Origin of the sequence: uncultured Tissierella sp. (assembly GCF_902479755.1) — a bacterium.
Lineage (GTDB): Bacteria > Bacillota > Clostridia > Tissierellales > Tissierellaceae > Tissierella > Tissierella carlieri.
In genome coordinates this window covers 1-12,102 of record NZ_CABSQO010000046.1, presented here as the reverse complement: position 1 = coordinate 12,102, position 12,102 = coordinate 1, and the positions used below count along the sequence as shown (strand labels likewise).

11 protein-coding genes are annotated in these 12,102 nt (G+C 30.2%); 2 read left to right on the top strand and 9 right to left on the bottom strand.

The window, feature by feature from the left end:
* From RDK80_RS17505 to RDK80_RS17475, 7 genes are all read right to left on the bottom strand, one after another.
* Positions 1-987: a class I SAM-dependent methyltransferase gene (locus RDK80_RS17505; RefSeq protein ID WP_308525026.1), complete on the bottom strand. Its 987-nt coding sequence runs from the start codon at positions 985-987 to the stop codon at positions 1-3.
* 1,009 nt (positions 988-1,996) lie between these two features.
* Positions 1,997-2,527, bottom strand: coding sequence for a hypothetical protein (locus RDK80_RS17500; RefSeq protein ID WP_308525025.1), 531 nt, complete (start codon positions 2,525-2,527; stop codon positions 1,997-1,999).
* Positions 2,528-2,818: 291 nt separating this feature from the next.
* Positions 2,819-3,940, bottom strand: coding sequence for an amidase domain-containing protein (locus RDK80_RS17495; RefSeq protein WP_308525024.1), 1,122 nt, complete (start codon positions 3,938-3,940; stop codon positions 2,819-2,821).
* A gap of 227 nt (positions 3,941-4,167) precedes the next feature.
* The gene (locus RDK80_RS17490) at positions 4,168-4,599 is read right to left on the bottom strand and encodes a hypothetical protein (RefSeq protein ID WP_094904319.1); all 432 of its coding nucleotides are present in this window, start codon (positions 4,597-4,599) and stop codon (positions 4,168-4,170) included.
* A gap of 84 nt (positions 4,600-4,683) precedes the next feature.
* Positions 4,684-5,607: a DUF4367 domain-containing protein gene (locus tag RDK80_RS17485; protein ID WP_308525023.1), complete on the bottom strand. Its 924-nt coding sequence runs from the start codon at positions 5,605-5,607 to the stop codon at positions 4,684-4,686.
* 34 nt (positions 5,608-5,641) lie between these two features.
* Positions 5,642-6,199, bottom strand: a complete 558-nt coding sequence (locus RDK80_RS17480; protein ID WP_308525022.1) for a sigma-70 family RNA polymerase sigma factor — start codon at positions 6,197-6,199, stop codon at positions 5,642-5,644.
* A 538-nt stretch (positions 6,200-6,737) separates the two neighbouring features.
* Positions 6,738-7,358, bottom strand: coding sequence for a DUF5052 family protein (locus tag RDK80_RS17475; protein ID WP_308525021.1), 621 nt, complete (start codon positions 7,356-7,358; stop codon positions 6,738-6,740).
* Between the two features lie 1,035 nt (positions 7,359-8,393).
* Between RDK80_RS17475 and RDK80_RS17470 the strand changes: the two genes are divergently transcribed.
* Positions 8,394-8,675, top strand: a complete 282-nt coding sequence (locus RDK80_RS17470) for a hypothetical protein (RefSeq protein ID WP_308525020.1) — start codon at positions 8,394-8,396, stop codon at positions 8,673-8,675.
* A gap of 447 nt (positions 8,676-9,122) precedes the next feature.
* On the opposite strand, the gene RDK80_RS17465 is transcribed toward RDK80_RS17470, so the two are convergent.
* Positions 9,123-9,614 (bottom strand): nucleoside 2-deoxyribosyltransferase, encoded by a 492-nt coding sequence (locus RDK80_RS17465; RefSeq protein WP_308525019.1) that lies wholly within the window; start codon positions 9,612-9,614, stop codon positions 9,123-9,125.
* A gap of 422 nt (positions 9,615-10,036) precedes the next feature.
* A complete protein-coding gene (locus tag RDK80_RS17460) occupies positions 10,037-10,798 on the bottom strand; it encodes an N-acetylmuramoyl-L-alanine amidase (protein WP_308525018.1) in 762 nt (253 codons plus the stop codon).
* 1,001 nt (positions 10,799-11,799) lie between these two features.
* Between RDK80_RS17460 and RDK80_RS17455 the strand changes: the two genes are divergently transcribed.
* Positions 11,800-11,925 (top strand): hypothetical protein, encoded by a 126-nt coding sequence (locus RDK80_RS17455; RefSeq protein ID WP_255374552.1) that lies wholly within the window; start codon positions 11,800-11,802, stop codon positions 11,923-11,925.
* Positions 11,926-12,102: the final 177 nt, after the last annotated feature.

The following is a 12,102-nucleotide window of genomic DNA, read 5'->3' as shown; positions in this document are numbered from 1 at the left end:
CTACACCATCACTTTCTTATATAGATAACCTTGAAATCGCCCGGATTGAATTGAACGAACAAGTTGAAGTTGTGCCTTGCTCAGTGCATTCTCAACCCGACTTCTTGTTGGGGAAGGCTTAATCCCATCCATATATCCTGAAAGCCAGCCTAATATATTTTCCTGAGTATATCCTTCTGTGTCTGAGTATCGTCCTATTAAAAGGAGATATCCTTTATCCAATAGAGATTCCGAGATTTTTGACATAAAACTATCTAAATCATCTGTGGTAAAGTCTAATATACCAGAAGCTATAACCATATCATAAGAGCTGCCAATCTTATCAGTATTAAAGTCACCAGTCAAAATCGAAACTCTATCCCCCATATCGTGTTGAGTAATAATCTTTTTAGTTGTAACTGCTACATTGGGAAATTCAAATACATAGGCTTTACTATAGGGATAGTTTTTAGTAAACTCAATGGCTAGTATGCCGGAACCTCCACCTAAATCAAGGATTTTGTACTGCTGGGTCCTGTCAGTAAAGATAGTTTTTATTTCTGAAACAAAATTTTCTACCCGACCAGTAGCATACATTTCAGGAACGGTAACTTCTGCTAAAGTAGCAAAATCGTATCCAATGCCAGCCTCTTTTTCAGAACCATGTTTAACTTTGATTCCAATATCAGAAAGTGAAGTCATGGTTTCGCGGAATATAATTGTTTGTCCGATATAGTTGGGACTTTTCCTTGACAAATATTCTACTCCAGCCTTTGTGTTACAATAACTGTTGTTCTCCTTATCAATATAGCTGCATGATGAAAGTGCAAGTAAAAGCAATTCCACATTTTGTTCATCATATCCTGTCTCATTAGCAATTTCCTTTGCTGTTGTTGGCTTATCTAAGTAAGAAAAAACATCTAACTTAATTGCCTCAAATAGAAGCTGCGCAGATTGATATTGATTGAGAACTTCATAATAGATATTTGGGGTAATCTGTGCATCCAATTTAACACCCTCTTTCCCTCGTTAGCTTTGGCTAACTACATATTGTATAGATAGGATACAATAAAAATAATTGTATGTCAAGCATACAATTATTTTTATATTAAATCAATAACTATTCTCTAATCAATTTAAATGGTATTTTATCTATAAATTATCACTATTATCTTCCAAAATTCTAAACCTTAGAAAGTCTCATCACTAATTACATGTTCTATTCTACATTCTTCTTCTTCTTCTTCTTCTTCTTCTGCTGCTGCTATTTCAGGATATACTTTGACTACAGTAGTAAAAAATTCTGTTAAAATTTTATGTTTTCATAGATATTTTTAGCAACTATAGTACCCTTCTCTGTTAATTCTATACAACCACTTGATTCCACTGATATTAAGTTTCACATTCTCATCCCTTTTCGGGCGGCAATCCCTTTAGCTACTACTACGATGGGAATTGCAAAAATGCCCGACTGAAAATACAATCGAGCATTAATAGAACTATTAACATTTATTAGGTGATGTATGTCTTCATATTGATAGCAGTAATATTCCGTTGGAGGGTGTAGCCCTTTTTTAACGGATAGAATTTGGGATACTTTTAGGCTATCATAAACATAAAGTATAGGAATTGGGATTCAATATTAAACCAACTAATGATATTCTTTGATGGAAGAATGGAAAAACATCTATAAATATGAATAAAGTTAAATTCATAATAATAAAAATGGATCATAGGCTTAAAAACAGCCTGAAGGGCTAGTCTTATTGCTATAAATCCAAAATTAAAATTAGAAACCTTTTTAAAAAGGTACACCCTTACATTATTAAACTATTGCTAAAACATCAGTTTCTGATGCATAAAAAATTAATAGACTTGGTAAAACAAATCTAAATTAGTAAAATTGTTAATTCAGTACAATTCTATAATTCTTATGAGGATAGTATTCCATGATTTATATAGAAGCACAAAGCTATTTACATACTCTTTATACTAAAAACTAAACATCCTCATTTAGCTAAATCGTAAATTCAAATTTTTCTGTAATACTTATTACTTTACCGTCTTTCACTTGAATAAAGAAAGGAACATTCTGAGCTGGAGGCAAATCAGAATATGATGTACTCAGATGTTCAATAAATTCCTCTTTTTTTGTCGTAGTATAAGACCTGTCACCACCTTCATCATTTACAAAAAGGAGGTTTGAATCAACAAAGGTATATACTGTTTCATCTGTTAGATCATACGTATCTTTTTCCGTATCTGAATTGTAAATATAGTACCCATTCGGAAAATCATCTTGCTGGTTTAATCCAAGCTCTGTTATTCTCTCAATATCTTCAAGTGTAATCACTTCAACCATATCTAAATATAATGTATTGTCTTCAATAACTATATATCCTACTAAAGATTCAGGTTCAGACTGTTCTCGTTTTGGGGTACATCCCACTAGTGCAAGTACATACACCATAGCAAGTAATAGAATTATTAGCTTTTTCATAATAACCTCCAGTTGTACAAAATAATTTTTTAGTGGCACATAAAACACATTTGCTATATCACCCATATACACAAATAAATGCCATTTTAATTATGGCCATAGAATTATCAACCAAATACGTATTCAGATTATCACTGAGAATCAGCGTTTTAAGTCTTTTATCATAAGTAACTATGCTCCTGATAATACTTTCATATTTGGTAATGATGTGCTACTCTCGATTTTGGTCATATAAATCAAGGCTTGAGATTGCTATATCAAAGCCCTACTGAATTTTGATACAGCAATCCCTTTTAAAACACTTTTTGCTTTCATTTCACAGCTTTGTAAAATATAAATTTAGTTCATAATAGAGGTTGAAGGCATGTAAAAATTAACGTTAGAAACATATACGCCATTAGCATCTCGATACACATTATTTTTATTATTTACTGCACCATGCTGTGCGTACATAATTTTAACAGTGTCTCCATACGTCACCAATGCTACATGGCTAGTTGCTGTCCAATTCATTATGCTTCCAGCAAATACCTTGCTGTCGTTAGTCTCTTTATAAAAATACCCTTTACCAGTCATATATGGAACAACCCCACCATTATTATAGTATCCTGTTCTAAACCAATTGTCGCCCGGCCAGCCACCCCAAGTGCTTGCCCTATACCATTTACCGCTTTTATCTTCAGGTATTCCCCCGGCATTAAGTGCCTTTGACACAAAGTTAGCGCAATCTGTGCCTGAAACATTTGCTGAAGGAAATTCCGAAGCGCTAGTAGCGTTATTATTTGCCCAATCTCTTGCTGCTAATCTATCATAAGTAAATGATGCAAAAGGTTGAATAGAATTTGTTTCTGCTTGAACTCGATTCACTATTGTCTGTGCTGCATTATATCCGCTTTGTCTGGCAAAACTTTCATTTTCTACTTCCGCTAAATCATCTACTCTTATCAAGATAATTTCTTCTGAAGTATCATTTCTATAAAACAATTCGTAATTATTATTAACTTTTGTTAATCCAGCATCTAATCCGACATCTTGCGTTTCGTTAATAGCTATTGTGTAAGTGAATGTTGAAGCGTATGGCTTATTATAGTACATTTCTATATTTTCTGTATAAAAATCAATTTCCTTTTGTATGGCGATTTTATTATCTTCTATTGTTTCATTTACAAATGCGTCATTCAATCCTTGTATAAACGGACTATCAGATGGAGGTCTAGTTAAAGTCATATCTGTATGAATGTTCATATCAATATACTTTATACTGCCTTCTTCTCTTACGCTATAATCATACGAAAAGTTGTCTAGTGCGTAAATTGCAGAATAATCTTCAATTATCTGTTCTCTAAGTTCTTGATAGATGTTGTCAAGATTATCGCGATTTTCAAATGGGGTATAAGCATAAGCAGCTGTTGAAATTAAGAGAATAAAACAAAGAATTAAACTAATTTTTATTTTTTTCATAATATTCATCCTTTCATGCTTTATTGTTAGTAATAATTTGTTATACGCCAACTATTACCCATCTGTTTTAAATCACCATTGGAATCACCCCTTCAACTTGGTTATCCCTCCTATAGAAACCAAATAAATGATACTATTTCGCAAAATGCCCTAAATGTATTTTCATCTTTGGCTCATATAACAAAATAAATGTAGTCATAAGCCACTCAGATGTTATATTTCAAAGTTTAAATCCCTAATGTACCTGAAATAGCTTCAGCTCTTTCTCCATCCACAGTAACTACAACTCTAGTACGATATTCTGTTCCTAAAGTTCCTCTATAACTTTTAGATGCAAATGCACTACCAGTTCCCTTTAAACTCCACGACGTTACAGTTGTCCATCTACTAGAGGTATATTTCTCTAAATACATTGTTCCGCTAATTGAGCCAGAAGAACTTTTTGCCTTTACGTATACCTCTGAGTAAACTGTAGTACCCTCTGCTGAAATATCTGGAGAAATATCACTGATACTGTTCCAAAAAGGGGTAATTATATGATAATTAACATCTATTAATGCCTGTTTCTTTGATTCCATTGCATAAGACATATTTGGCATACCACCCCCAATCGCCAATGAAAGAGCTATTACTGTTAATCCCAATTTTTCTAGTTTCATTAAAAATCCTCCTTCCTGATATTTAGGTTCTTACCTATATAACGCACAAGAAGGAAAAAAGGGACATGTTTTTTAAATTATTTTTTACTTTGAAATATTTTCTGCAACTTTTATAATCTCATCCTTGCTTAGGTTTCCTGAAATATGGCATTCAATACCATCCTGATACCATATTAAATAGGTCATTTTATCGGTTTGCCAAGTAAATGCCTGAGATTCTTTAAAAATAAATTCTTCTATTTCAGTATTCTCAGTATCGTAATATGATTTACCTTTTCTATCAGAAGCAAATAACTTTATAATTAACTCTTGATTATTATCCGATGAATAGTTATAAACTAGCATTCTTTTAAATTCTTGTGTATCTTCCAATTTAAATCCGTTTGGAATATAGTTAACCTTAAGTGATATTGGTTCTGCTAAATTATTGTGTTTATCTATATCTTGAGGGGTAAATATGCTAAATTTTTCAAATACCTCAATAATCCAATCAAACATCTTTTCACGCGCTTCTACATTAACCGCCAATACAGTAGTGAAACTCAGTATACATACAAGTATAATAATAGCTACTCTTTTAGCTGTTAACATAAATTTTTTATTAGGGCCTTGTCTAATCTTAATATGTTTTAATTTTCGCCTGAAGTTCTTAGAATAGTTAGGTTGATGTAATATCTCAATATTATCATAGTTTTTTGCATCTTCTATAAGAACTATTTCACAAGCCTTTTTCAAAGAATTATCATCAATCCATGAATTTCCCAAATCCATAAAGCATGATAGCATTTTTTGTATATAACGTAATTTATTTTTAGAGTTTTCTATTTTCAATATCTTATCTGTTTCAGAAGGTGTACTATTAAAATAATATCGAAAGAAAAGGATGTTTTTATATTCAAAGGGTAATAAATCTATCTTTTTAACTAGTTTATTAATCTGCTCAGTCGATAGAACCTCATATATTATATCATTAAAATCTAATTCCTCCATTTTCTGTATATCATTCATAAGAGATAATTCGCACACTTCCTTTAAAACGATTTTAACCGTATTGTCTACTTTTCTCACCTTCCTTATAATATAATCGTATCTTTTTTAAAATGCGTTGACTACGTTTTTTTGCAGTTTCTTCAGTAATTCCTAAAAGCTCTGAAATATCTTTAAATTTCATTTCATTGACAAAGCGCAGATGAACAAAAAATTTTTCATCATCTGAAAGTCTATTAATACAGGAAAGTAATTGTTCTTTATTTACTGTTTCTAAATATTCTTCTTCAATGTCATAATCTCCTTCGATATGGCCAAAATAGTCTACATCCTCTACATGTATAATTTTCTTACGTTCTCTTATAATATTCATTGTTTCGTTCTTCAATATTATAACGCAATAAGGTTCTATTCGGGGACATGGTAAAGCAGAAATTTTTTCTATATTGTCAATAATCTTTAAAAATGTTTGTGCTACAGCTTCTTCTGCATCGAATTTGTTCCTTAGCATATTAAGAGAAATATTATACATTTTTATATTCATTTTTGAAAAAACTCTATCAATTAAATCTTTTTCATCATCCGACATTTCTCCAAAAAATATAATTATCAAAACACTCATCCCCCAGTGAACACTGTTATATGTTTTTAAATTCTATTATTTCTAGTATGTTTTATAATTAACATATACCCGTCTTTTGAACCATTTAATATCTATTCTATTAAACACTTTATATATCTAAATAACTAGATTATACAAGTATATATTTAAAATCTTGTTATAATCTTAACAAAGAGAAGCTTGAAGAATAAAAGTGGAAAGCAGGACAAGGTGGTACACACCTTGCGATAAGGCAGCATAAACATCACGGGTTTTTGAATAGTTGATGATTAGAATACATTCGCTTGGATAATAGGAATTCTCCTTGTACTGTTTTAGAGTCGCATTCATAGGAACTGACGTATTTACACCGGCATTGGTTTTGTTAGGATTTATTGAAATCTGTACGCTCTGCAATACAGTCAACAATAGGCTTTCCTTCATTTAGGCGCATTAAAATTAAACGTGTTGTTGTCATGAAAAGTTCCTCTTTGGATAAAGAAAAGCCCAAGGACTATTGTCCTGAGCTTCTGAAGTCTCTATTTATTATTTATTCTAATAGTTCAGTATCATAAATTGTATAATCACATCTATATATAAAAAGATATTTGCCATCTATTAGTATTCCAGTAGACTTGTCTATTCCTGTTGCAAAATAACTAACTTTATTTCCTGCAAATGTAGCTAAAGGTTTTCCAGATTGTGATCTTATCAATACTACTCTACTTTTTCCAGTAGTAAAATTTTTCATGTCATTTACCATTCTATTAACAAAGGGGGTTGACCTATCAATATTTTGAATATCAACTGTTTTACTATATTCATTAAATATATCAGTCAAACCTTCTTCATAAAGAATTAAGCTGCTACCAACATGAACCATTGATTTGCCACCTATAGTTAAATTTATTACAGAAGACTTATTAATGGTATTTCCTTCTTCATCTTTAGAATTAAATTTATCTTCTGAACTAATACTTATTGAACTGCCTTTGATGCTATCAATAATATTGCTTTCTTCGTCATAGGTTTGCACTATGGCAATTCTTCCCATTAATGCCTCTTTCATTTTTCCAATTTCATTGCTAAATAATGCACAGCCACTTAACATTGATAGTATAATTATTAATACTGCTAATAATGCTATAAATTTTATCCTTTTAGTTTTCATATTAACCCCCTCCTTTCATTATATTAAAACAACATAGCCTGTATTTCAACTATTTTTACTATACATATTTACACCTTCATAGTTAACTATTCCTTTCAGCATCATAAATATTTTTAGTCTTACACCTATATTCTCCCTTACATTCTGATATAAATAATAGTTTGCCACATTTGATGCATCTTGTTTTTTATATTCTTCTTCTACTTTTAACTCAACATTTTATATAGTCTCGTCTTTACCTATAACTGTAATTTTAATATTTCTATATTTATTTTTAAGTTAGGAAGCTCTTTATTTGAAAATTTTTCATATTACACTTCAGTCTATCTCATATCTAGTTCCCTGAAATACTATTTTCTATATATTTTTAATCTGCAATTAGCTTTTTTATAACCTTAGTTCTTATCAAAACGCCCTTCTAAATGGTATATATCCTGCTGTATATATCCCATTAAAAATATAATTAACAACTTATCACCATCTTTCATATGCTATTATGGGACCTTTATTTTCACCCAAATGAAAATAAAAAATGGGAGGTGCTATCATGGGCGATTTATTAGGTAGAAGAGATTGTGATAACGGAGATTCCTTATTATTCTTCTTTTTACTTTTAGTAATTCTTTTCTGTAACTGTGATGGTTTTTTCGGTAGAAGATGCTAAATCTCCATATTGAGTCGGGGCTTGCCCCCGATTCTTTATTATGTTTCATTCTGTTTTCTAAACTTTTCTTTATATCTCATACCATCCATCTAATATTTCGGACATTTTCTCGCCAAATCAGTTTCTACTTCTTCTACTGTTTCAGATACTATACAACTTTATAATTATACTTATTCTAGGACCATTTACTGTACTATAAAATTAGGGGTAAATCTTGCTCTCCTTATCAAATATCTTAAAAATAGTCTTTCTCTTTCTCTTAATTGGCTAATCTTCTCACCTAAAATCATTTGCTTCACTACCTTAAATGGTATAGTTTTTTTAATCCAATACTACCTATGGTATCAATAGCTAAATAAGGGGGTGTATGTATGACATCATATTTAATATCCTGTAACTTAAAAAATAAAGATAAAAATTATGAAAATCTTTATGGAAAAATTAAAGAAAGTTCATACGACAATGCTTGGTGGCATTATTTAGATTCAACTTGGATAATTAAGTCAGATTTATCTCTTTCAGAAATCACTAGCAACCTTACTTCCACAATTGATAAAAATGATTGTTTGCTAGTAATAGAAGTAAAAAATACTTACAACGGCTGGCTTCCTAAAGATGCTTGGGATTATTTGAGAGATAGAATTTTTAGCTAATTATTTTTGCACTGAATTAATTCCTAGCATATTAAATCACTATCATTAGAGATAAATTTTTTATTATGCTGTTCTTGAGTTTGAACCTCTAGAGCAGCTACTCTTTTTTATAGTTCTTTTTTATAGTTCTTTTTTCTTTACTGTCTATCTTTAATAAAATATGCCTATTTCTATATTGTCTACTTGTAACAGATCTATCGAATTTAAAATAATATTATCTTCTTACTTCATGAGAATAATATTAAATACTTTTTATACAACATAAAAAATACCATAAGATTCTTTCCTGAATAATACGGTATTTCTAATGATATTGGGCTTTAGCAATCATAATATTTAATAATAAAACTATGAATTGGAGTATGTAATTTTAAATAAGTTCATATTATATAAACTTACTTAATACACTAAACTCTTTGTCCACAACATAGATGTCATGCTCATCCTCTAAACCTGATTTCTCAAATATTCTTTTATTCCACCTACAAGTTCCTCTACTGTAGAATATATATTACCTTCCCTCTGCTTAATTAAGCCAATAACAAAGAGATTTCTATATATAAATTGATTTTCAGTACTATCATTTATCAGTGCTTCAATCTTTTTATTATTATCTCTGCCTTGCTGACGTACATCTGTATATAAAGCAAAAATAGGTTTATCCATCATATAAAATGCCCCTATTTCAGCAGCAACACCACTATCTATTTCAACACCATCTATTACTGCTATTAAAAATTCACTTTCTCTAAGTTTATCCATATCAGCTTTTGCAATAGTAATAGAATCAGCATATGAACTCTTATCATTTATAGCATCATTCTCTTGAGGAACATATAAATCAATTTCCTTTATTTCTTTTCTTATTTCTGATGCTATCAATGAATTTAATAATCTGTCTCCCATGCCAAATAATCCATTCGCTAAATATGCCTTCATTGAATCCCTCCTAATTATATCTTATATATAAGTTCAAGTATCAGTAAAATTATACCACATTAAACCTTTCTATCAAAAAGTAAAAAATTTCTAGACTTTATTATAATATCTAATTTTCATTCTATTACTCAGTTTCCCCTCAAGTTCGTTTAAAGAATTAAATTTTGTTCCATATTTTAAATATTTATTTCACCAAATTCAACTAAATTAATATAATAGTATTAGGCGTTTCTTTCTTATTTAGAATCAGCCATGTTAAAAATAAAAAAACACTCCAATTATATAAAGAGACCTCCTAGAAGGTCTCTTTGTTATCTTAAATCTTAAAACAGTAAAGACTAGTCAGTTAATCTCATTCAATATTTTGTTTAGCTATTCCTCATTATTATTTAAAAAGGCTAAGGTTTCCCCGAGCCTTTTTGTTAAACTACTACTATTGCATCATAACCTTTAGCTCTTAATTCATTTGCTAAAACATCTGCATTTGCTCTAACACTAAATGCCCCTACTTGTACTTTATATAATCCTCCTACTGTAACTACAATCGGACTATAACCTTTTGCTTTAAGTTCATTTGCTAGATTATCTGCATTCGCCTTTACTGAAAATGCACCTACTTGCACTTTATAAAGTGTTGAACCACCAACTTGATATGGTATTCCAAGGTAATTTAATATTCCCTTAGATACTGCTACTGCTAAATCATTTTGTCTATTTCTTAATATATCAGCATCTTGTGCATTAGTTATAAATGCTAACTCTACTAAAGCCGCTGGCATATTAGTTAATCTTAATACTGCAAAATCTGCCGTTTTAGTTCCTCTGTTAACTGTATATGCTCCACTTGCTATTATGCTGTTTTGTATAGACTTTGATAGATTAGCACCTGTTGTACTTCTTGGATAACTATAAGTTTCTACTCCTTTTGCTGATATGTCGCTAAATGCATTACAGTGAACTGACACGAATACATTTGCACCAAAATTATTTGCTCTTGTAGCCCTATCCGCTAATTCTAAGAATACGTCTGTAGTTCTGGAATATCCTACAGTTACGCCATGATTTGCTAATATATTTCCTACTTTTAATGTTACTGATAATGCTATATCTTTTTCTTGTAACCCATTACCTAATGCTCCTGGATCCTTACCACCATGACCTGCATCTAAAAATACTTTTGCCATAAATAAACCCTCCCTAATTTTTTATTTTTTTGAAGATTACTTTAGTCGACTTTTTCATCTTTCAATATATAAATAGATTCTTGAGAGAGTTTTTACCATGCTAATTTGAAACTTTTTATTTGATTAGTTTTTCTTTAATTACATGAAACAGATTTAAAACCTAGAATCGGAAAATCTTTATTTAAAAAGTATAATATCTTAATTGAAGAAAAAACTTATGAATAAAAAAATAAAGTAGTATTAAATCAAGACCTAAATATTCTCTTGATTTATTAATAAGGAGCAAATTAATTAAGTAATGAAAATCTTTTCTTCCTTTTACTGTAATTTTTAGATATCCATTTTGAAAACTCGTTTTAAACATTCACGTTTCATTAACAATATGAATATTGTGTATTAGAGGTTGAAAAAACTTCATTCTCCTAGATTCTGACAAAATTTTACAGTATAGTAACTAATATCACAATCTTTTTATTACTCTCCAGGAGGTGTTAATAATGTCTGACAATGAAGTACGTGGCAATTGGTTTGGCGGCGGATGCGGTATGGATACTTCACTATTATTCTTCTTTTTAATTCTAGTGATTATTTTCTGTAACTGTGATTTCTTCTAATTTAGAATAATTAAATCGGGGCCTGTCCCCGATTTTTTATAACGAATAAGAAAGTTCTACTATCAATATCTTAGTGTTAAGAACTTAACCTAAATGAATTTAAAGCAGATTGCCGAAATCTTTGGTTTCATGCAAGTGCTTATGCAGTGGCAAAAAAAGCTACCTGTAGTGCAGACTTAGAAACTTTTCTTATATTACTCTACTATGGTTATTATGAGACCTTTCAATCCTTTAACATATTTGATTTCATTATATTATTCTTTCATACAGAACTCCTACTGTATTATCTATTACTTAATTATTATAAAATAATAATTAACACTTTATCACTATCATTCATATTCTATTATGAGAGTTCTACTCTTAACTAAATTAGGAGGTGTTCTTATGGGTGGTTTATTTGGCGGAAGAGGCGAAGGTTGTAATGGTATGGATGATTCTTTACTATTCTTCTTTTTACTCTTAGTAATTATTTTCTGTAACTGTGGTGATTTGTTTGGCAGAAGATGCTAGACTATCACATTAATCGGGGATTATCCCCGATTTTTTTATTAATAAATTCTATTCTTTATTGCTTTGATTTTCAATTCATATAACAAATATCTATTTATGAATAAATTAAAAAGCAAGGGACTTTGATGTTACCCCCTAAATCCGGACACGGATTCAGGGGGTATTATCATGTCTAAA

Excerpts from the sequence above, each read along its gene's own strand:
- RDK80_RS17495 (WP_308525024.1), bottom strand. The coding sequence starts at position 3,940 with ATGAAAAAAATAAAAATTAGTTTAATTCTTTGTTTTATTCTCTTAATT.
- RDK80_RS17490 (WP_094904319.1), bottom strand. The coding sequence starts at position 4,599 with ATGAAACTAGAAAAATTGGGATTAACAGTAATAGCTCTTTCATTGGCG.
- RDK80_RS17485 (WP_308525023.1), bottom strand. The coding sequence starts at position 5,607 with ATGAATGATATACAGAAAATGGAGGAATTAGATTTTAATGATATAATA.
- RDK80_RS17475 (WP_308525021.1), bottom strand. The coding sequence starts at position 7,358 with ATGAAAACTAAAAGGATAAAATTTATAGCATTATTAGCAGTATTAATA.
- RDK80_RS17470 (WP_308525020.1), top strand. The coding sequence starts at position 8,394 with ATGACATCATATTTAATATCCTGTAACTTAAAAAATAAAGATAAAAAT.
- RDK80_RS17465 (WP_308525019.1), bottom strand. The coding sequence starts at position 9,614 with ATGAAGGCATATTTAGCGAATGGATTATTTGGCATGGGAGACAGATTA.
- RDK80_RS17460 (WP_308525018.1), bottom strand. The coding sequence starts at position 10,798 with ATGGCAAAAGTATTTTTAGATGCAGGTCATGGTGGTAAGGATCCAGGA.
- RDK80_RS17455 (WP_255374552.1), top strand. The coding sequence starts at position 11,800 with ATGGGTGGTTTATTTGGCGGAAGAGGCGAAGGTTGTAATGGTATGGAT.